This is a genomic window from Frankia sp. EI5c (assembly GCF_001636565.1).
Classification (GTDB): domain Bacteria; phylum Actinomycetota; class Actinomycetes; order Frankiales; family Frankiaceae; genus Parafrankia.
This window is the reverse complement of sequence record NZ_LRTK01000106.1, coordinates 1-18,894: the sequence shown is the minus strand read 5'-3', so window position 1 is coordinate 18,894 and position 18,894 is coordinate 1. Positions and strand designations below refer to the sequence as shown.

Sequence of the window (18,894 nt, the reverse complement as noted above, 5' to 3'; positions counted from 1 at the left end):
GCGGACCGAGGACGCGGTGGCAGCATCGGGTCATGGATCCCGAGCGCCTACGGACTCTGCTGACGGCCGTGTCGAACGGTCAGGTCGACCCCGAGGCCGCGGCGGCCGAACTGGCCGCGGGACCGCTGGGCGCCGACGGCTCCGGTTTCCACGATCTCGGCTACGCGCGTGTCGACACGCACCGGGGAATCCGTACCGGTGATCCTGAAGTGGTCTTCGGTGCCGGCAAGACGGCCGCGGAGACCGTCGGAATCGTGGACGCGCTGCGCCGGGCCGCGGGCGCCACCCGCCCGACGCTGGTCACCCGGGCGGACCACGCCACCGTGGCGGCCCTGCTCCACCGCTGGCCGGACGCCCGGATCAGTGCCGGAACCGAGCGGCCGGCGACGGTGGTGATCGGCCCGCTGCCCGAGCCGCGGGGCCTGGTGGCGGTGGTCGCGGCCGGCACCTCGGACGCCCATGTCGCCGAGGAGGCGGCGATGACCGCCAGCGCCGCCGGGGCCGGCGTGGAGATGGTCCGCGATGTCGGGGTCGCCGGGCTGCACCGGGTGCTGGCCGCCCGTCCGGTGCTGGAGCGCGCCGACTGCCTCGTCGTGGTGGCCGGCATGGAGGGCGCCCTGCCCAGCGTCATCGGCGGCCTGGTCGGGACGCCCCTGGTGGCGGTTCCGACGAGTGTGGGGTACGGCGCGAGCTTCGGCGGGCTCTCGGCCCTGCTGGGCATGCTCNCCTCGTGCGCGCCGGGCATCGCGGTCTGCAACATCGACAACGGCTTCGGCGCGGGCCTCTTCGCCGCTCGGGTCGCCCGCCGGCAGTAGGGCCGTGCTGTGTCGGAGTCCGCCTGGTCGTGTCATTCTGGGATCAGCGCTCGTCGTCGACCGCCCGAACGGAGGAACGGGCTGGACAGTGTGCCGAGGCAGGGTCGACCGTGTGGTTTCGCCACCCGGCGGCCGTTCNTCCCAGGCAGGATCATGAGCACCCAATCATGAACAGGACCGACGACATCGGTGGCCCAGGCCGCCCGTTGCCTCCTGGCGGCATGTCCGTGGAGGTCACGGGCCAGCACGATGTGCTCAGGCGGGACGAGTCGACGGCTGACGTGCCCTACCGCGGCCCCGGCCGCCCGGCCGTCTCCGACCCGATCGACGTGGGTGGCATCGACGTTGGCGGGATCGAGGTCGGCGGCATCGAGGTCGGCGGACCCGACACCTTCGAGCCGCCCCTGCCCACCGTCTTTCCACCGCCCCTGCCCACCACCTTTCCACCGCCGCCAGCGCCGGCGCCGCCACCAGCACCAGCGCCGCCAGCGCCGCCGCTGTCCTACCAGCCGCGGAATCCGTACGCGGATCCGCCGCCTGAGCTGTGGCCGAACCCCGGCGAGGTGGCGGGGGCGTGGACCCCGCCCTCAGGCGACCAGCCCGTGGCACCACCTCCCGGGTGGCCGGNAACCGCCCGCCCGGGGGTGGATACCTGGCCGTCGATCCGACCTGCCTTCAACGACCCGGCCATGCCGGCGGCGCAGCCGCCCAAACCGGCCCGGATGATCGACGGAGTTCCCACCCGGACGTTCGATCCGCTGCTCGATCACGGCCTGCCGCCGGACACCGCCCAGTACCGGCCGTCGACGCTCTATCCCGCTCCGCCGCCTGTTGCCCCGCCACCCACCGGCCAGCTCCCGACGACTCCGCCGCCACCACCACCGGGCTACCTCGCGCCGCCGCCACCACCAGGCTCCACCGGGGCGTCGACGGCGCCGCGAACCGATCCCTACCGGTCCGGGCGGATCGCCTCCTGGCTGCGGGAACCACCGCCCGCCTCGCCCCCGCCGGAACCGCCGGGCACCGAGTCCTGGGACAGACCACCCGCTCCAGCGCCGTACCCGGGTCACGAGGAGCACCCGCAGTTCCCGGAACCCGGCCAGTACCCGCCATCCGGCGGATACCCGATGTCCCGTCCGTACCCCGAACGCCTGCCGGATCCGGGCTATCCGGATCCGGGCTATCCGGACCCGGGCTATCCGGACCCGGGCTATCCGGGCTACCCACAGTCCGAGCCGTACCAGGACGCCGAGCAGTACGAGGCGGACCAGGCCGCGGGCACGCATCACGGGCTGCCCGCCGGCGCGCTGTTGCCCGAGGCGGCGGACACAGCGTCCCGCGGCTGGCGGCGGCTGATCTACCAGGTGTCCGCCGGCGCGCTCAACCCAGGCCCGTCCCCGGATGAGGCCCGTCACCGGCGCCTGCTCAACCGGATCCGGACCCCGCTGCACGACTGTCNCCGCATCGCGGTGCTCTCTCTCAAGGGCGGCGTCGGGAAGNCCACGACCACCGCCTCACTCGGCTCGACCCTGGCCAGCCTGCGCGGCGACCGGGTGGTCGCGATCGACGCGAACCCGGACCGGGGAACCCTGGGCACCCGCCTGCCCCGAACGACCCCACACACCGTCCGCGACCTGCTCGCGGACGCCGACCATCTGCACCGCTACGTGGATGTCCGCCGCTATCTGTCCCAGTCCGAGTCACGGCTGGAGGTTCTGGCCTCGGCCAGCGACCCGGAGCTTTCGGACGCCTTCACGGACGAGGACTACCGGGCGGTCGACGACCTGCTCCAGCGGCACTACTCCATCCTGCTCACCGACTGCGGGACGGGCATGGTGCACAGCGCCATGCGCGGGGTCCTGGCCCTCGCCGACACCCTGGTGATCGTCAGCAACGCGAGCGCGGACGGCGGCGCCAGCGCGAGCGGCACCCTGGACTGGCTCGACGCCCACGGCTACAACACGCACGTCAGCGAGGCCGTCACCGTGATCACGATGTTTCCGCAGACCGGCGAGTCGGTGGACATCGACGCGCTGGAGGACCATTTCGNGGCGCGGACCCGCCAGGTGGTGCGCGTGCCGTTCGACCCGCATCTCGCCGCCGGCGGCCCGGNGAACCTCGACGAGCTCCGCCGCGAGACCCGGCGAGCCTACGAGGAGATCGCGGGCGCGGTGGCCGAGCGCTTCCAGTAGGCCGCGGACCGCGCGTGCCGGGCGGCTACCNGTCCCGGGTCGCCGTCATTTCGGGTCGCCGTCATTTCGCCAGTGCGGCGACGGCGGCGGCCACGCCCGGCCGGCGCAGCTGCCGGGCCACCGTGGATCGCCCCTCGATGATTCGGCTGAACAGGCCGAACGTCCCGGGAACCCCGGCCATCAGCGCATGCATGAGCGCCGGGCGCCGGGTGTAGGCGGCCAGCACCACCCGGCCCGCCGCCATCTCCGGCCCGAAGACGTCCTCGATCTNGGTGGGGTAGCGGTCGAGGGCGGCGAGCTCACCGGCCGCGGCCGCGGCCGCGCTGCTGCCCGCGAGCCGACCGGAGCGCAGGGCGAAGGAGATGCCCTCCCTGGTCCACGGGTCGAGCAGGCCGGCGGCGTCCCCGGCGAGCAGCACCCGGCCGCGCCGCAGCGGCGAGCCGTCGGCCCGAACCCTGGTCAGATGCCCGGAGTCGTGCAGCCTGGGCAGGTCAGTGAGGCCGAGCCGCTCGACGAACGCCTGGTAGTAGCTCCGCAGCGCCGCGCCTTCCTCCCGGCTGCCGATCACCNCGACCGTCAGCACCCTGCCCTTGGGGAAGACCCAGCCGTACGACCCGGGCACCGGGCCNCAGTCCAGCAGCAGTCGACCGGCCCACTCGTCGGCCACGGTGCCGGGAACCTCGAACTCGCCNTCCAGACCGACATCCACCTGATCGCAGGTCACCCCGACGTAGGTGCCCGCCCGGCCGGAGGTGCCGTCCGCGCCGACGACGACCCGCGCGCGCACCGGCGGGCCGGAGCGCAGCAGCACCGTCACCTCGCCGCTCGCCTTCCCCGGGCCGTCGTCCTCGCTCAGGCCGGTGACGTGCGCCGCGGTGCGGATCAGTGCCCCGGCCGCCTTGGCCGCGTCGAGCAGTGCCGCGTCCAGCTCGGAGCGCATCACCATCGACAGCAGCGGCTGGCCGTCACGGCGGTGCCGGGTGACGGCGCGCCGGCCGTCGAACGTCAACGTGAGCGCGTCGACCCGGGCGCGGACGAGCGGCGCCAGGTCGATCCGGGCGTGGTCCGTCGACAGGCCCACCAGGCCGCCGCCGCAGGTCTTGTAGCGCGGGACGTCCATCCGTTCGAGCAGGCACACGCTGGCGCCCGCTTCGGCCGCGGCGCGCGCGGCGGCCGTGCCGGCGGGTCCGGCGCCGAGCACGACGACGTCGAACACCTCGTTGGCGAGCTCTTCGGAGGGCGGCACCGCTGGTCTACCGGAGCGTGAGGGTGCGCCCGACGACACCGGCGCGCACCCGCCGCTCCTGCGCCGTCAGTTCCCGCGGGTCGGCGAGGACGTCACGCAGGGTTGACCAGAGCTGTTCGGCGGGCTTCTCGCAGGATTCGGCGTCGGTGCCGGGCGCNAGGTCCCAGACCGGCACCACCAGCCCGTCGGCGCGGAACGACCCGACGAACCGCGAACCTTCACCGACGGTGAGCAGCCCTTCCGCCGACACCNTGGCGAGCGCGTCGAGGATCTCCTCCTCGGTGAGCTCGCGGTCGGGCGACAGCGCCCCCGCGGAGTCCGGCCCGCCACCGCGGGGCAGCACCCACCGCACATGCAGCCGCTCTCCGGGGTTGCACCAGTAGGCGGCGGGGACNGACTCCAGCCGGGCGGTCGGGACGACGGTCGCGTTCGCCCGGTCCAGGGTCGCGGTGACCTCGGCGCTGGGTTCCGTCCCCTCCGCCGCGGGAACCCACCAGGCGAACCCCGGGTGGACGGTGACGGCGAGGGGGGCCGGGTCGAGCAGGTCGACGAGCCGGGGCAGGTCCGCCAGCCCGCCGGGCCGGGATTCCACCGCGGGCGGGGCCGAGGCGGGCGGAATGTCCAGCACCGTGCCGGGTTCCGCGTCGAGGGCGGCGAGCAGCGTGCCGGCGAGATCGGCGGCCGGGTCGAGGCCACTCACCAGTGTCTGCATCGCCACCAGGATCTCCCCGTCGTCCCGGACGACGGCCGGCGCGGCCTGCGGCAGCAGCGTGCCGAGGATGATCCGCCGGTCGGCGTGCTCGGGGTGGGCCGCCAGATGCGCCGCGGAGAGGGTCAGCGGCGCGGTCGCGCTGGGGACGAACTCCCGCAACGCGACCAGATCCGGCTCGTCCAGGCGGCCGGCGAACGGGCGCAGCACCGGCGCCGGCCGGGTGCGCACCCCGTGGCAGGCCTTGTAGCGCCGGCCGGAGCCGCACGGGCNGGGCTGACGGGGGCCGACGGCCGGCACCTGGTCGGGACGGGTCTCGGGACGGCTGGGCGTGGCTCGGCGGGCGATCGGATTGCCTCCGCGGTCGGGCCCGCGGGAACGCGGGACGCGTGCGGTAAGGCTAGGGCATCGACGCGCGGCACCGTGTTCGACATGCGCCACGCGGCGCTGCCCGTCCCGCGGGCTCGGCGCGCCCGCCGCCCACGGGGTTCCCCTCCCCCGACCGGGAGTTTTCCCGCCGATCCGGGCTCGTGCGGCTGCCTGGGCCGTCTGCGCCCGCTGTTCGGGGGACGATGGCACCGGGCCCCGCCCGTTCCCAGGCCGAACACACAGAAATGGGCTGGCGCGTGGCNATCGTGGTCGTCGCAGGTGGTGGTATCGCGGGTATCGCCTGCGCGCGAGAACTGCTGACGCACGGCGTCGACGTCGACGTACGGGACCGCGGCCGGGTGGTCGGCGGGCGGATGGCGTCCNGGTGGATCGACGGCCGGATCGTCGACTCGGGTGCCTCGTATTTCACCGTGCGTGGCGACGAGTTCCGTGAGGTGGTCGACGACTGGCTCGTCCGCGGCCTGGTCCGCCCCTGGACGTCGAGCTTCCCGGTGATCGACAGCCCGTCGGGGGCGATCTCCCCGGCGCGGTCGGGGCCCCTGCGGTACGCGGCGCCCCGCGGCATCCGCTCGCTGGTGGCCGACCTCGCGGCCCGCGGCGGCGTGCGGGTCGCCCAGTCGAGCCCGGTGGGCCTGGTGCGGCCGGGGCCCGAGGTGGACGGTGAACCGGTGGACGCCGTCGTCCTGGCGATGCCCGACCCGCAGGCGCTGCGCCATCTCGACCCGGCGTTGCGCGCCGAACGCGCCGCGCTGGCCGGGCGGGAGTGGACGCCGGTGCTCGCGCTGCTCGCCGGCTGGGGCACCCGGGGATGGGCGCCGATCGACGGCGCCTTCGTCCATGGGGATCCGGCCGTGGCCTGGATCGCCGACGACGGACGACGGCGTGGCGACAACGCTCCCGTCCTGGTGGCGCATTCGACCCCCGAGTTCGCCGCCGGGCGGCTGACCGAGCCCGCGGCGGCGGCCGCGGACCTCACCCGGGCCGTGCGCCGGCTGCTCCGGATCACCGCGGACCCGGACTGGACCTACGTCCAGCCCTGGACGTTCGCCCGCCCGACCCGGCCGCGGGAACAGACGCACCACTTCGGCGCGGCCCGGGTGGGGCTGGCCGGCGACGGCTGGGGCGAGCCTCGGGTCGAGGCCGCCTGGCAGTCGGGCACCGATCTCGCCAGAGTGATCGTCAGCACACTGCGCTGACCTCCGCGGCGCTCTGGTGGTCCCGCCGGTGTGCCTTCCGGTTGATGCCGGGCGGGCCCGGGTACACCGACCGTCATGGAGATCAAACTCGGCCTGTCGCTCCCCCGGGACAAAATCTCCATTCCGCTTGTCCGCCGAATATGCACGCAGTCCCTGTCGGCCCTGGGTGTTTCCCAGAGCTGTATCGACGACGTCGAGCTCGCATTGACCGAAGCCTGTGCAAACGTGCTTCTGCACGCGCTGGCGGACGACGACTACGAGGTTTCCGTCGGCGTCGACAATCAGGTTGCCGTGATCGAGGTGGTTGATCACGGCGGGGGTTTCAATGCCACCGAGATCCTGGACGGCGAAGGCATTCGGGCCGCGGCCGCCGCCCTCGCCGACGGCGACGGCGACGGCGCCAACCCCAGCCCGCATCCGATCGGTTCGGCGGTCGGGCCCATCGAGACGCTGCCCGAGCAGGGCCGCGGCATCCTGCTGATGCGGGCACTCATGGACAGCGTCCGGTTCGACGCCGTGGAAGGGCCACACCGGGGCACCCGCGTCCACCTGGAGAAGCTGCTGACCTGGAACGATCGCTCACCCGCCGTGCGCCTCGGCAGCACCCACCCCGAGCGCGGGCCGTGGTCGGGCGGCGGGTAGCGCCCGGGCTGTAGGTTGAGGCCGGTCGTGCCGCGGACCGGGCGCCGCGGGTCAAGGACGGGTGATGGAGATGCCGGGGCTTCCCTCGGACGATGCGGACAGGTCGCGTGCGCCCAGAGTCGGGGTGGTGACCTTCCCCGGTTCGCTGGACGACCGGGACGCCGCCGGCGCTGTGCGCCTCGCCGGCGCCGAGCCGGTCCCGCTCTGGCACGGGGATGACGATCTGGGCGGCGTCGACGCCGTCGTCCTCCCCGGTGGCTTCTCCTACGGCGACTACCTGCGGGCCGGGGCGATCGCCAGGTTCTCGCCGGTCGTCGGCGCGATCGTCGCCGCGGCCCGGGACGGGCTGCCGGTGCTCGGGATCTGCAACGGCTTCCAGGTCCTGTGCGAGGCCGGGCTGCTGCCCGGTGCCCTCACCCGCANCGCCGGGCTGCACTTCGTGTGCCGCGACCAGCGCCTGCGGGTCGAGACCGCCGACACGTCCTGGACCGGCTCCTACGCCCCNGGCGAGGAGATCGTCGTCCCGGTGAAGCACGGCGAGGGCCGCTATGTCGTGGACCCGGGCACCCTGGCCGAGCTGACCGCGCGGGATCAGGTCGTGGTCCGCTATGTGGGCGGCAACCCGAACGGCTCCGTCGACGACATCGCCGGCGTGTGCAGCCCGAACCGGCGCGTCGTCGGCCTGATGCCGCATCCCGAGCACGCGGTGGAGGAACTGACCGGNCCCGGCACGGACGGGCTCCGGATGTTCACCTCCGTGCTGGGCGGCCTGCTTCGCGCGGCCGTCTGAGCCCGATGGGACGGGGGATGCTGGCGCGCTGCGGGGCCGCGGTGGCGGCGATGCTCGGCCTGCTGCTGGTGGTCACCGGCTGCGGTGACGACACCGGTGGCGGCGGCCTCGGCACACTCACCGTCGCCGACGCCGCCTTCACCGAGAGCAAGATCGTCGCCGACATGTNCGGAGAGCTCCTCAGCCAGGCCGGCTACCAGGTCGAACGGACGTCGTCGGACAACACCGAGGTCGCCNAGTCCGCCCTGCAGAGCGGGCAGATCGACGCGATGCCGCAGTACGTGGCCACCTACGCCGGCCTGCTCCAGACCCAGATCAACGGTGCCACCGCCCTCCCCGCCCCGTCCTCGGATCTCGACTCGACCCTGAAGACGCTCCGGGACCTGGCCGGCGGTCTGGGGCTGAGTGTTCTTGAACCGGCCGACGCGGTCGACNAGAACGCGTTCGCGGTGAGCCGCACCTTCGCCGAGGAACACGGACTGCGCACCCTGTCCGATCTCGGCGCGAGCGGAATCGCGGTGACCCTCGCCGCNGGCACCGAATGTGCCAGCCGCCCGTTCTGCAAACCGGGCCTGGAAGAGGTCTACGGAATAAGAATCACCGGAATCAAGCCGACCGGGGTCGCCACGGCCCAGACCAAGGCCGCCGTGCGGGACGACGAGGCGCAGCTCGGCCTCGTGCTCACCACCGACGCCACCGTCACCGACTATGACCTGGTGGTGCTCACGGACGACCGGAAGCTGCAGAACGCCGACAATCTCGTGCCCATCGTGAATTCCAGCTCACTCACGCCGACGATCGCCGCGGCACTGAACGCGCTGGCCCCGGTGCTCACCACCGCCGATCTCGCCGAGCTCAACAAGAAGGTCGACGCCGAGCACCTGCGCACCGCGGACGTCGCCCGCGACTACCTGGCTGACAAGGGCCTGCTGACGGCCTGACCGCCGGCCATCCGCCAGGATGGGAGGGTGACCGGAACGCCTGCCGCCCNCACGGCCAGCCAGCCCTACCGGGAGCTTGGCCTCACCGACGACGAGTACGAGCGCATCCTCGCGACCCTCGGCCGCGTCCCGACCGACGCCGAGCTGGCCATGTACTCGGTGATGTGGAGCGAGCACTGCTCCTACAAGTCGTCCAAGGTTCATCTGCGCCAGTTCCGGGACACCCCCGCCACCGACCGGCTGCTGGTCGGCATGGGTGAGAACGCCGGCGTCGTGGACGTCGGCGAGGGTCTCGCCGTGACGTTCAAGGTCGAGTCACACAACCACCCCAGCTTCGTGGAGCCCTACCAGGGCGCGGCGACCGGGGTCGGCGGCATCGTCCGCGACATCCTCACCATGGNGGCGCGGCCGATCGGTGTGCTCGACCCGCTGCGGTTCGGCGCCGCCGACGCGCCGGACACCGCCCGGGTGCTGCCCGGCGTGGTCGCCGGCATCGGTGGCTACGGCAACTGCCTGGGCCTGCCGAACATCGGCGGCGAGGTCGTCTTCGACCCCGTGTACGGCGGCAACCCGCTCGTCAACGCCCTCTGTGTGGGGGTCATGCCGGTCGGCCGGGTGCAGACGTCGGCGGCGACCGGAGTCGGCAACGCGGTGGTCCTGCTCGGCGCGAAGACCGGCCGGGACGGGATCGGCGGGGTCTCCGTGCTCGCCTCGGCCACCTTCGACGCCGAAGGCGGCCCGGCGCGGCGCCCGTCGGTGCAGGTCGGCGACCCGTTCACCGAGAAGATCCTGATCGAGAGCTGTCTGGAGCTGTTCGACCGCGGACTGGTCGTGGGCATCCAGGACCTCGGTGGGGCGGGTCTGACCTGCGCGCTCACCGAGACGACCGCCGCCGGCATCGCCACCGGGCAGCCCGGGGGGATGGAGGTCGACCTCGACCTGGTCCCGCTGCGGGAGGCGTCGATGGAGGCGCACGAGGTACTCGCCAGCGAGTCCCAGGAGCGGATGCTGGCCGTCGTCACCCCGGACGCGCTGCCCGAGGTGCTGGCGCTGGCCGAGCGCTGGGGTGTGCTCGCCACCCGGATCGGAACGGTGACGGACAGCGGCCGCCTCATCGTCCGGTGGCACGGCGAGGTCGTCGTGGACGTCCCGCCGGGCTCGCTGGCCGACGACGGCCCGGTCTACGAGCGCCCACTGCACCGCCCGGCCGNCCTGGACCTCCTGCGGGCCGACGTCCCGACCGGCCTGGAGCGGCCGCGGACGGGTGCCGCGCTGCGGGACACCCTGCTGCGCATGATCGCCTCCCCCAACCTCTGTTCGCGGGCCTGGGTGACCGAGCAGTACGACCGGTATGTGCAGGCCAACACGGTGCTGGCCCAGCCCGAGGACGCCGGTGTGCTGCGCCTGTCGTCCTCCGGTCTCGGCATCGCGCTGGCCACCGACGGCAACGGCCGCTACGCCCGGCTGGACCCGTTCGCCGGGGCCCAGCTCGCCCTCGCCGAGGCGTGCCGCAACGTCGCCGCCGTCGGCGCAGAGCCGATCGCGGTGACCAACTGCCTGAACTTCGGCTCACCGGAGGACCCGGAGGTCATGTGGCAGTTCGCGCAGGCCTGCGCCGGGCTCGCCGAGGCGTGCCGGCGGCTGGGCCTGCCGGTCACCGGCGGCAACGTCTCCTTCTACAACCAGACCGGCACCGCCCCGATCCATCCCACGCCGGTGGTCGGGGTGCTCGGCCTGCTGGACGACGTAAGCCGCCGCACGTCCATCGGCTTCACCGGCGAAGGCGACATCCTGGTGCTGCTCGGCGAGACCCGGGNCGAGTTCGGCGGGTCGGAATGGGCCTGGGTCACGCACGGACACCTGGGTGGAACGCCGCCGGTGGTCGNCCTGGCACGGGAGAAGGCGCTCGCCGAGGTTCTCGTCGCCGGAGCCCGCCAGGGGCTGTTCAGCGCGGCGCACGACCTCTCCGAAGGCGGGCTCGCCCAGGCGCTGGTCGAGTCCTGCCTGCGGGGCCGGCGCGGCGCACGGATCGACCTCGCGGCCGGCACGGACCCGTTCGTCGAGCTGTTCAGCGAGTCGGCGGGCCGTGCGGTGGTGGCGGTGCGGCCGGGCGATCAGGACCGGCTCGCCGAGCTCTGCGCGGCGCACGACCTGCCGTGGCGGGCGATCGGCGCCGTCACCGCGGCGGAGAGCCNGGAGGTGACCAGCCAGGTCTCGGCACCACCGGAGTTCTCGGCACCACCGGAGTTCTCGGCACCACTGGAGTTCTCGGTACCACTGGACGAGCTGCGGGCCGCCCACGAGGGAACGCTCCCCCGCCTGTTCGGTCACGCCGACTGACCCGGCCGCTGGCCACCGCCCCGGCCGCCGCGGCCGGCCTCGTTCGAACAGGCCGGCCGCGGCGGGTGGGTCAGGAGTGGCCGTAGGGCTCGGGATCCGGGCCTTCGCGGCCGGGTTCCTCGGCGCCGTCCGGCACGGAGCCCGGTGGGTGCGCCGCCACGCCGACGAGTTCGATGTCGGTCGGAACCAGGTCGGACGGGTCCTCGTCGAACGGCACGGGCTCGGGATGCGCCGAGGGCGCCACCAGCGCCTCCGAATGCGCCCCGCACCCGTGGTCGACGGAGGTCACCCGGCCGTCGTCGGGCGCCAGCTCGTTCGCGCAGACGCCGAACACCCGGCCCAGCACACCGACCAGCCGCACATGGAACCCGCAGGTGAGGCAGGACGCCGGCGCGACCTTCGCGATGGAGGCGTCGGGCCCCGCGTCGCCGCCGTACCACCGCTGGGCGGTGTCCTCGCGCCCGGTCAGGGAGAGGATGCGGGGGCGACCGAGGCCCAGCTCCATCCACACGTCGGCGTCGTCGAACTCGAGGGCGTCACCGGCCCGCAGGGTGAGCCGGGGGTCGTCGACAGCGGTCGGGAGCAGGTCACCCACGCCGACGTCACCCGGGCGCAGGCGCTCCGACCAGGGCACCCAGGCGGGGGCGAGGAGCGCCCCGGCGCCCGGCGTCAGGACGACGTCGTTGACGGTCGGCTTGCGGATCCGGGAGGCACGCGCGACGGCCACCGTCCAGGTCCAGCCCACGTAGGCCGGCGAGAGACAGGCGAACCGGTGCAGAACGAGCCGTTCCGCCTCCGCCTCCACGCCCAGGTGCTCGCCGACGTGGCCGGGCACATCGGCCTCCTCCTCGGCGGCCGCCCGCGCGAGATCGACGGCCGCCGCGCAGACCGCGTCCGGCGCCGGCTCCCGCGCGACGCGCGAGGTCCGCGCACCGCGCGGGCGGGCCGGCGGCGTCACCGCCTCGGCCGCACCGGTCACCTCCGCCGGGTCAGTCGGGTCCGCCGGGTCAGTCGGGTCCGTCGGCCCAGTGATCGCCGGCGCGGTGGCGTCTTCGTCAGACGAGCGGGTTCGGCGGGACGACCGGCGCCGGGCAGGACGGGATGGCGGCGAGTCCGCGACAGCCGACGCAGTGGCCTCACTGTGATCCGTCGCGGCATCGGCCGTCAGCTCGCCGACGCCATGCGACGAACCCGGGGACGCACAGCCCCCAGCCGACTCGGAACGAACGTCTAGTGACTCCACGGCACGTATTCTCACTCACCGACGGCCGCCCCGCCCGATGTGGTCGTGGTCTCGGGCGGTAGGGACGAGCACACTCGGCAGGATGAAGGTGGGAAGCACGCTCACCCAGGGACTCCGGCGCCTGCGTGGGACCATTCGCCGCGACGGTGCGCAGGCGTCCGGGCTTTCCTCGTTGACCGAGTTGTCATTCGTCAACGCGGCTGGTGACGCGCTCGTCACGGTCGCGCTGGCCGGGTCGCTGTTCTTCGCGGTGCCGACCGGCGAGGCCCGCTCCAAGGTCGCGCTCTACCTGTTGATCACGATGGTCCCGTTCGTTCTGCTGGCGCCGGTGGTGGGCCCGCTGCTGGACCGCGTCGCCTACGGCCGGCGCACCGCGCTGGCGGCCATCTGCCTGGGGCGGTGCCTGCTGGCCTGGCAGCTCGCCGGCGCCCTCGACGGCCTCGCGGTCTACCCGCTCGCGCTGGGCCTCCTGGTGCTCTCCCGGGCGTTCGGGGTGGCACGGAGCGCGGTCGTGCCGCGAGTCACGCCGCCGGAACTGACTCTCGTGAAAGTCAACTCCCGGATCTCGCTCGTCAACATCGTGTCCGGGGCGATCGTCGCGCCGCTCGGCCTGGGGCTGGCCAACATCCCTTTTGTCGGATATTCCTGGGTTCTGCGGATATGCGCACTCGTCTACATGGCCGGGGTTCTGCTCGCCTTCAACCTGCCCGGCCACGTCGACTCGGCCGCCGGTGAGCGGACGCTGCGCGAGCTGACCGGCCCCCGCCGCCGCGGAAATCTGCGCACCCGCTTCGTCGCCGCGCTCGGCTCCCTTCCGGTGGCGCTGCGGGCGACGCTCGTCCTTCGCGGCCTGGTGGGCTTTCTCACCTTTTATCTGGCCTTCCTGCTGCGCACGGACGGCGGCAACAACCTGTGGCTCGGCGCACTGGCCGCGACCGCCGGGGTGGGCAGCGCCATCGGGGTGGCGATCGGTGGCCGGCTCGGACGCCGGCGCCCCGAGGGCATCCTGATGCTGGGCCTGCTGCTGCCCACGGCCGGCTGCCTCCTGGCCGCCGTGAGCTATGCGCGGCTGACCTGCCTGATCGCGGCCCTCTCCGCGATGACCGCCGGCTCGATGGCCAAACTGGCCCTGGACGCGATCATCCAGCGCGACATCGTGGAGGACACCCGCGGTTCGGCCTTCGCACGCTCCGAGACGGTCCTGCAGCTGGGTTGGGTCACCGGTGGAGCGTTCGGCCTGATCGAGATGCCCGGCGCGCTCGGCTTCGCGCTGGCCGCCGCCGTCGTCGGCCTCGCTCTGGTCCTGCAGTCCCGGGCCCNGCGCCACGCCAGGGAACAGGCACGAGAACGGCACAGGCGGGAAATGGAGGACCTTGCCGGGACCCGCCAGCCAGCCCCCGGAGACTGGACGTACGGCGGTCCGGGCGGTCCGGGCTTCGCCGAGAGCGCCCCCGGGCCTGACGCCGGCGGTCCCGGGTTCGCGGCGCCCGCCCCGGAACCGCGGGCGGACCCGGACCCGACCGTTCCGGATCTCGCCGTTCCGGATCTCGCCGTGCCCGATCTCGCCGTGCCCGATCTCGCCGTGCCCGATCTCGCCGTGCCCGATCTCGCCGTGCCCGACGTCACCGTGCCCGACGTCACCGTGCCGGACTTCGGACCCCCGGAGGTCGCATCCCCGGAGCTCGCGTCCAACCAGCCGGCGGGGTCGGCGGGCGACCCGGCGCGCCCCGGCCGCCTCCGCCGCGGCCGGTCGCGTTAGCGCGGTGGCGCGGTCGCGGGCAGTCGCAATCCGCCCACACTAGACGGCACCGGACGCGGGCGCATCTCATCCTCGAAATATTTGCAACCGTTAGATTACCGTGAGTGTGCGGAACCACGGAGGGTCGATCGCGATGCTAGGGTCCGTCAACTAGTCCGGTTTGCACCACCTCTCAGGCATCGTGGCGTTACTTCGCCGTCCGGCACGGTCGCCTGCTCGCAGATCGGTTGCCTATCGGCACGACGGCAGACGAGGAAACGTCCAGACCATGATCTTGAGTGGGTCATGACCNGCACCCTCATCGTCACNGCGGTGAACGCCGAGGCGGACGCGGTGTGCGCAGGTCTGNTGGGGAGCTGGTCACGCGGCCGCACGCGCACCCCGTCCGGCCCCGGCGGGCTGGTCTCACCGGACTGGGACCGGCAGCTGCTGACCACCTCCACCCTCGGCCCCTACGTGGGCCGGCGGCGCGGCCCGGTGACCGTCCTCGCGGCGGGCCCGGCTGGTCCGGCCGCGGCCGCCGGGACGGCTGTCGCACTGTCGGTCGCGAGCGCGGCCGGCGAGCCCTTCGGGCTGGTCATCGCGATGGGCGTCGCGGGTGGGTTCCGGGGCTGGGCCGAGATCGGCGACCTGGTCGTCGCCGACCGACTGGTCGCCGCCGACCTGGGCGCCGAGTCCGGGCTCGACGAACCGGCCGAGATCCTTCCTCCGGTCAGGGTCAACGAGATGGACCGCAACCTGGGCTTCCACCCGGCCGGAGCGCCGTCCCAGGCCGGCCCCCAGGCGGGGGCGGGCCCGAACGGCGCCTTCCTGACCATGGACGAGCTCGGCCTCGGCTCGTCGACCCTGCAGCCCGACCCGGCGCTCGCCCGGCGGATGACGTCGGTGCTGGGCATCACCGGGCGCAGGATCGTGAGCGGGACCATCGTCACCGTGTCGACCGTCACCGGCACCGAGCGGCGGGCCGCGGCACTCACCGCGCGGCTGGACCCGATCGCCGAGGCGATGGAGGGTTATGCCGTCGGCGTCGCGGCCGGCGCGTTCGGGGTGCCGGTGACCGAGATCCGGGCGATCAGCAATCTGGTCGGCCGCCGGGACCGCGCGTCGTGGAACATGCAGGCGGCGCTGGGCAGCCTGCGCACCGCGGCGGCGGCGCTCGTCGCGCACCCGGAGGGCCTGGTGCCCGTCCCGCAGGCCGAGAAGGGCGCGGCCGCCGAATAGCGGAGCACGAGGAGGTACGTCCCATGGGTACGTCACCCGCCGAGACGGCGGTCAGCCCGCCGACGGTGGACACGCTGACCCTCGCCATCTCTCCGTGCCCGAACGACACCTTCGCCTTCCACGCGCTGGTCCACGGGCTGGTGCCCGGCGCTCCCCGGGTGTCGACCACCTTCGCGGACATCGACGTGCTCAACGCGCGCGCCGCCGAGGGCAGGGACGACCTGGTCAAGGTGTCGTACGCGGCCCTGCCGTGGCTGCTCGGCCGCTACCGCCTCCTGCGGGCGGGCAGCGCGCTCGGCCGTGGCTGCGGCCCGCTCGTCCTGACCGCCGCGCGGACCGACCTGCGCGGCGCGTCGGTCGCCATCCCGGGGACCAGGACCACGGCCTACCTGCTGTTCCGGCTGTGGGCCGAGAAGATCGGGGTCGGCTCGATCGAGGTCCTGCCGTTCGACCAGATCATGCCGGCCGTCCAGGCCGGCCGGTATGACGCGGGGCTGGTGATCCACGAGTCGCGGTTCACCTACCCGTCCTACGGCCTGACCGCGGTGGCCGATCTCGGGGACTGGTGGGAGGGCCGCACCGGGCTCCCGATTCCGCTCGGCGCCATCCTCGCCCGCCGCGACCGTGACGCCGCCGGGCTGTCCGACCACGTGCGCGCCAGTGTCGCGGCCGCCTTCGCCGACCGCTCCGCCAGCGCGCCGTTCGTGATCGAGCATGCACAGGAGATGGCCCCCGAGGTAGTCGACGCTCATATCGAGCTCTACGTCAACGACTTCACGCTCGATCTCGGCGACGAAGGTCTGGCCGCTGTCGGCGAGCTGCTCGGGCGCGCGGCGACCGCCGGGCTCGTCCCCCCGCTGCCGCCCGGCTCGCTCGACACCTGGCCCCGGAGAATCTGAGCCGTCCGGGCGCCGGGCTGTCACACTGAGCCACATGCCGGAGCTGCCAGAGGTCGAGGCGCTGGCGGCGTTTCTGCGCACGGCCGCCGCCGACCGGGTCGTGGCCCGGGTGGAACCGGTCGCGGTCAGCGTCCTCAAGACGTTCGACCCGCCGTACTCGGCCCTCACCGGCGCCGCGCTGGTGACGGTGGGCCGGTACGGGAAGTTCCTCGACCTGGTGTTCGCCTCCGCGGACGGCGAGCGGCTGGATCTGATCACCCACCTCGCCCGCGCGGGCTGGCTGCGGTGGAAGGAGAGGCAGCCGGCCACGCCGGCGCGTCCCGGCCGCTCCCCGCTGGCGCTGCNGGTGGTCTTCACCGACGGCTCCGGTTTCGACCTCACCGAGGCCGGAACCCAGAAGCGACTGGCCGTCCACCTCGTCCGGGACCCCGGGGAGGTCGCGGGCATCGCCCGGCTCGGGATCGATCCGCTCGCCGGCTCGTTCACCCTGGACGCCCTCGCGGCACTGCTCGCCGAGTCGGGGCGGGCCCAGATCAAAGGCGTGCTCACCGACCAGACGAAGATCGCCGGCGTGGGCAACGCCTACTCGGACGAAGCTCTGTGGGCGGCGCGGCTCTCGCCGTTCAGGCCCGCCGGCGGGCTGACCGCGAGCGAGGTGCGGGCGCTGCACGAGGCGGTCGTCGGTGTGCTGCGCGGCGCGGCGGAAGCCGCCCGCGGCCTCGCGGCCCGGGATCTCAAGGCGGAGAAGAAGCTGGGGCTGAACGTGCACGGCCGGACGGGCCTGCCCTGCCCGCGCTGCGGGGACACCGTCCGGGAGGTGTCGTTCTCCGACCGCTCGCTGCAGTACTGCCCGACCTGCCAGACCGATGGACGTCCACTGGCGGACCGGCGGCTGTCAAGACTGCTCAAGTGAGCCTGCTGAGCCGGACGCCGCGGCCGTGATTCCCCGCGGGGTGGCAGGATGGCGCTGTGAGCGCCGAGCAGATACCAACCGTCACCGTGACGGAGCTTCCCGTCCAGCTACCCGCCGAAGGCGGCCCCATTCTCGTCGACGTGCGCGAGCCGGACGAGTGGGCCGCGGGCCACATCGACGGCGCGGTCCACATCCCCATGGGCGACTTCCTCGCGCGCATCGGCGAGGTGCCCCGGGATCAGGACGTCGTCGTCCTCTGCCGTTCCGGGCAGCGGTCAGCCGCGGTCACCGCGCATCTCACCCGCGAGGGCTGGCGGGCACGCAACCTCGCCGGCGGGATGATCGGCTGGCAGGCGGCGGGGCGGCCGATGGTCAGCGAGACCCCGCTCTCGCCCACCGTGCTCTGACGCCGCGCCGGGCACGCTGAGCGCTGAGCGCTCGGCGTGCCTACGGCGTGGCCTCCACCCGGACCACGTAGTCCTCGATCACCGGATTGGCGAGCAGCGTCGACGCGAGATGCTCGATGCGGGCAAGCGCTGCCGCGTCGGCCTCGCCGTCAAGCTCGAGCTCGAACCGCTTGCCCTGCCGGACCCCGCTGATCCCGCTCACGCCGAGGCGGGGCAGGGCCGTGAGCACGGCCTGGCCCTGCGGATCAAGGATCTCCGGCTTGAGCATCACATCCACCACAACCCTGGTCACACCCGCGGACCCTACCGGCTTTCGGCCGCCGGCCGACCACGCTGGTTACGCTCACCGGGTGTCCCCCTGGAGAACATCCACCCTGGTCGTCGGTTTCGACCTGGACATGACGCTGCTCGACGCCCGCCGCGGGATCGTCGCCACCTTCGCCGCGCTGACCGCCGAGACCGGTGTCGCGATCGACGGCGAGGCCGCCGCGGCCCGACTCGGCCCGCCGCTCGAGGATGAGCTGGCCCGCTGGTTCCCGGCCGACGAGGTGGCCCGGCACGCCGTCCGTTACCGCGAGCTGTACAGCACGCATGCCCTGCCCCGATCCCTCGCGATGCCGCACGCCGCCGAGGCGGTGGAAGCGGTGCGGCGCGCCGGCGGGCGGGTCGTGGTCGTGACGGCGAAAAGCCGACCGCTGGCCGAGGCAAGCCTGCGGCACATCGGCCTGACGGCCGACGACGTCGCCGGCCAGCTCTTCGCCGAATCGAAGGGCGAGGCGATCCGCGAACACGGGGTGGATGTCTTCGTCGGCGACCACACCGGAGATGTGCGGGGGGCGCGGGCCGGCGGCGCGACCGCCGTCGCGGTCGCCACCGGACCGTGCGCTGCCGACGAACTGGCCGGAGCCGGGGCGCAGGCCGTCCTGGCCGACCTCGCGGGCTTCCCCGGCTGGCTGGAGGCGCATGTGCTGCGGCGGCGTCTCGACGCGCTGCGGGAGCGGCTACGTGAACTCGGGTCGGTGCTCGTCGCGTTCTCCGGCGGCGCAGACTCCGCCCTCCTGCTCGCCGCCGCGGTCCGGGTCCTCGGCCCCGAATCCGTCGTGGCCGCCACCGCGGTGTCCCCGTCGTTGCCCGCCGCCGAACTCGACGCGGCCCGCCGGTTCACAGCCGACCTCGGGGGACGGCACGTCC

The 18,894-nt window shown here is 73.7% G+C and carries 12 protein-coding genes and 26 pseudogenes; 27 read left to right on the top strand and 11 right to left on the bottom strand.

Annotated elements, in window-relative coordinates; all coding sequences use genetic code 11:
- Nucleotides 1–32: 32 nt before the first annotated feature.
- From larB to UG55_RS43445, 3 pseudogenes are all read left to right on the top strand, one after another.
- Nucleotides 33–725: pseudogene (larB, locus tag UG55_RS24950) on the top strand (nickel pincer cofactor biosynthesis protein LarB); the annotation flags it as partial.
- Nucleotide 726: 1 nt separating this feature from the next.
- Nucleotides 727–815: pseudogene (locus UG55_RS43450) on the top strand (1-(5-phosphoribosyl)-5-amino-4-imidazole-carboxylate carboxylase); the annotation flags it as partial.
- A gap of 1,500 nt (nucleotides 816–2,315) precedes the next feature.
- Nucleotides 2,316–2,864, top strand: a pseudogene (locus tag UG55_RS43445) (MinD/ParA family protein); the annotation flags it as partial.
- A 204-nt stretch (nucleotides 2,865–3,068) separates the two neighbouring features.
- Here the strand turns inward: UG55_RS43445 and UG55_RS43440 are convergent.
- From UG55_RS43440 to UG55_RS43400, 9 genes and pseudogenes are all read right to left on the bottom strand, one after another.
- Nucleotides 3,069–3,277: pseudogene (locus UG55_RS43440) on the bottom strand (geranylgeranyl reductase); the annotation flags it as partial.
- A gap of 1 nt (nucleotide 3,278) precedes the next feature.
- Nucleotides 3,279–3,576: pseudogene (locus UG55_RS43435) on the bottom strand (geranylgeranyl reductase); the annotation flags it as partial.
- A 1-nt stretch (nucleotide 3,577) separates the two neighbouring features.
- Nucleotides 3,578–3,635 (bottom strand): annotated as a pseudogene (locus UG55_RS43430) (hypothetical protein); the annotation flags it as partial.
- A gap of 1 nt (nucleotide 3,636) precedes the next feature.
- Nucleotides 3,637–3,698: pseudogene (locus UG55_RS43425) on the bottom strand (hypothetical protein); the annotation flags it as partial.
- A 1-nt stretch (nucleotide 3,699) separates the two neighbouring features.
- A partial coding sequence (locus tag UG55_RS43420; RefSeq protein WP_242425076.1) for an FAD-dependent monooxygenase occupies nucleotides 3,700–4,253 on the bottom strand: 554 nt, incomplete at its 3' end.
- 7 nt (nucleotides 4,254–4,260) lie between these two features.
- A pseudogene (locus tag UG55_RS43415) lies at nucleotides 4,261–4,410 on the bottom strand (DUF5926 family protein); the annotation flags it as partial.
- Nucleotide 4,411: 1 nt separating this feature from the next.
- Nucleotides 4,412–4,504 (bottom strand): annotated as a pseudogene (locus tag UG55_RS43410) (DUF5926 family protein); the annotation flags it as partial.
- Nucleotide 4,505: 1 nt separating this feature from the next.
- A pseudogene (locus UG55_RS43405) lies at nucleotides 4,506–4,647 on the bottom strand (hypothetical protein); the annotation flags it as partial.
- A gap of 1 nt (nucleotide 4,648) precedes the next feature.
- Nucleotides 4,649–5,234: pseudogene (locus tag UG55_RS43400) on the bottom strand (DUF5926 family protein); the annotation flags it as partial.
- 360 nt (nucleotides 5,235–5,594) lie between these two features.
- On the opposite strand from UG55_RS43400, the pseudogene UG55_RS43395 reads away from it, so the two are divergent.
- The 17 genes and pseudogenes from UG55_RS43395 to UG55_RS43325 form a co-directional block, all read left to right on the top strand.
- Nucleotides 5,595–5,714: pseudogene (locus UG55_RS43395) on the top strand (NAD(P)-binding protein); the annotation flags it as partial.
- 1 nt (nucleotide 5,715) lies between these two features.
- Nucleotides 5,716–6,548: NAD(P)/FAD-dependent oxidoreductase (locus tag UG55_RS24930; RefSeq protein ID WP_242425075.1), on the top strand; the 833-nt coding region annotated here is incomplete at its 5' end.
- Between the two features lie 75 nt (nucleotides 6,549–6,623).
- A complete protein-coding gene (locus UG55_RS24925) occupies nucleotides 6,624–7,190 on the top strand; it encodes an ATP-binding protein (protein ID WP_066073916.1) in 567 nt (188 codons plus the stop codon).
- A gap of 70 nt (nucleotides 7,191–7,260) precedes the next feature.
- A pseudogene (locus tag UG55_RS43390) lies at nucleotides 7,261–7,612 on the top strand (phosphoribosylformylglycinamidine synthase subunit PurQ); the annotation flags it as partial.
- A 1-nt stretch (nucleotide 7,613) separates the two neighbouring features.
- Nucleotides 7,614–7,694: pseudogene (locus UG55_RS43385) on the top strand (phosphoribosylformylglycinamidine synthase subunit PurQ); the annotation flags it as partial.
- A gap of 1 nt (nucleotide 7,695) precedes the next feature.
- A pseudogene (locus UG55_RS43380) lies at nucleotides 7,696–7,913 on the top strand (phosphoribosylformylglycinamidine synthase subunit PurQ); the annotation flags it as partial.
- Between the two features lie 72 nt (nucleotides 7,914–7,985).
- Nucleotides 7,986–8,148, top strand: a pseudogene (locus UG55_RS43375) (amino acid ABC transporter substrate-binding protein); the annotation flags it as partial.
- Between the two features lies 1 nt (nucleotide 8,149).
- A pseudogene (locus UG55_RS43370) lies at nucleotides 8,150–8,216 on the top strand (hypothetical protein); the annotation flags it as partial.
- Nucleotide 8,217: 1 nt separating this feature from the next.
- A pseudogene (locus UG55_RS43365) lies at nucleotides 8,218–8,414 on the top strand (amino acid ABC transporter substrate-binding protein); the annotation flags it as partial.
- Nucleotide 8,415: 1 nt separating this feature from the next.
- Nucleotides 8,416–8,512, top strand: a pseudogene (locus tag UG55_RS43360) (amino acid ABC transporter substrate-binding protein); the annotation flags it as partial.
- A gap of 1 nt (nucleotide 8,513) precedes the next feature.
- Nucleotides 8,514–8,921: glycine betaine ABC transporter substrate-binding protein (locus UG55_RS43355; RefSeq protein WP_304440451.1), on the top strand; the 408-nt coding region annotated here is incomplete at its 5' end.
- 50 nt (nucleotides 8,922–8,971) lie between these two features.
- Nucleotides 8,972–9,321, top strand: a pseudogene (locus UG55_RS43350) (AIR synthase related protein); the annotation flags it as partial.
- 1 nt (nucleotide 9,322) lies between these two features.
- Nucleotides 9,323–10,131, top strand: a pseudogene (locus tag UG55_RS43345) (AIR synthase-related protein); the annotation flags it as partial.
- Nucleotide 10,132: 1 nt separating this feature from the next.
- A pseudogene (locus UG55_RS43340) lies at nucleotides 10,133–10,737 on the top strand (AIR synthase related protein); the annotation flags it as partial.
- Between the two features lies 1 nt (nucleotide 10,738).
- Nucleotides 10,739–10,806: pseudogene (locus UG55_RS43335) on the top strand (hypothetical protein); the annotation flags it as partial.
- Nucleotide 10,807: 1 nt separating this feature from the next.
- Nucleotides 10,808–11,115 (top strand): annotated as a pseudogene (locus UG55_RS43330) (AIR synthase-related protein); the annotation flags it as partial.
- A gap of 1 nt (nucleotide 11,116) precedes the next feature.
- The coding region (locus UG55_RS43325) for a hypothetical protein (protein WP_242425080.1) at nucleotides 11,117–11,261 on the top strand (145 nt) is incomplete at its 5' end.
- A 70-nt stretch (nucleotides 11,262–11,331) separates the two neighbouring features.
- Here UG55_RS43325 and UG55_RS24905 read toward each other — a convergent pair.
- Entirely contained in the window at nucleotides 11,332–12,240 is a 909-nt protein-coding gene (locus UG55_RS24905) for a DUF3027 domain-containing protein (RefSeq protein ID WP_128423169.1), read from the bottom strand.
- A gap of 346 nt (nucleotides 12,241–12,586) precedes the next feature.
- On the opposite strand from UG55_RS24905, the pseudogene UG55_RS24900 reads away from it, so the two are divergent.
- From UG55_RS24900 to UG55_RS24880, 6 genes and pseudogenes are all read left to right on the top strand, one after another.
- Nucleotides 12,587–13,823: pseudogene (locus UG55_RS24900) on the top strand (MFS transporter); the annotation flags it as partial.
- Nucleotides 13,824–14,612: 789 nt separating this feature from the next.
- A partial coding sequence (gene mqnB / locus UG55_RS24895; RefSeq protein WP_242425074.1) for a futalosine hydrolase occupies nucleotides 14,613–15,484 on the top strand: 872 nt, incomplete at its 5' end.
- A 23-nt stretch (nucleotides 15,485–15,507) separates the two neighbouring features.
- The gene (locus UG55_RS24890) at nucleotides 15,508–16,383 is read left to right on the top strand and encodes a 1,4-dihydroxy-6-naphthoate synthase (protein WP_066073899.1); all 876 of its coding nucleotides are present in this window, start codon (nucleotides 15,508–15,510) and stop codon (nucleotides 16,381–16,383) included.
- 34 nt (nucleotides 16,384–16,417) lie between these two features.
- A pseudogene (locus UG55_RS43315) lies at nucleotides 16,418–16,727 on the top strand (DNA-formamidopyrimidine glycosylase family protein); the annotation flags it as partial.
- Between the two features lies 1 nt (nucleotide 16,728).
- Nucleotides 16,729–17,296, top strand: a 568-nt coding sequence (locus UG55_RS43310; protein ID WP_396231014.1) for a zinc finger domain-containing protein, incomplete at its 5' end; no start/stop codon positions are given.
- Between the two features lie 56 nt (nucleotides 17,297–17,352).
- Nucleotides 17,353–17,703: a rhodanese-like domain-containing protein gene (locus tag UG55_RS24880; RefSeq protein WP_066073893.1), complete on the top strand. Its 351-nt coding sequence runs from the start codon at nucleotides 17,353–17,355 to the stop codon at nucleotides 17,701–17,703.
- 40 nt (nucleotides 17,704–17,743) lie between these two features.
- Here UG55_RS24880 and purS read toward each other — a convergent pair whose 3' ends face one another.
- A complete protein-coding gene (gene purS, locus UG55_RS24875) occupies nucleotides 17,744–17,995 on the bottom strand; it encodes a phosphoribosylformylglycinamidine synthase subunit PurS (RefSeq protein WP_083987169.1) in 252 nt (83 codons plus the stop codon).
- A gap of 106 nt (nucleotides 17,996–18,101) precedes the next feature.
- Between purS and UG55_RS24870 the strand changes: the two genes are divergently transcribed.
- A partial coding sequence (locus UG55_RS24870; RefSeq protein WP_157901560.1) for a haloacid dehalogenase-like hydrolase occupies nucleotides 18,102–18,894 on the top strand: 793 nt, incomplete at its 3' end.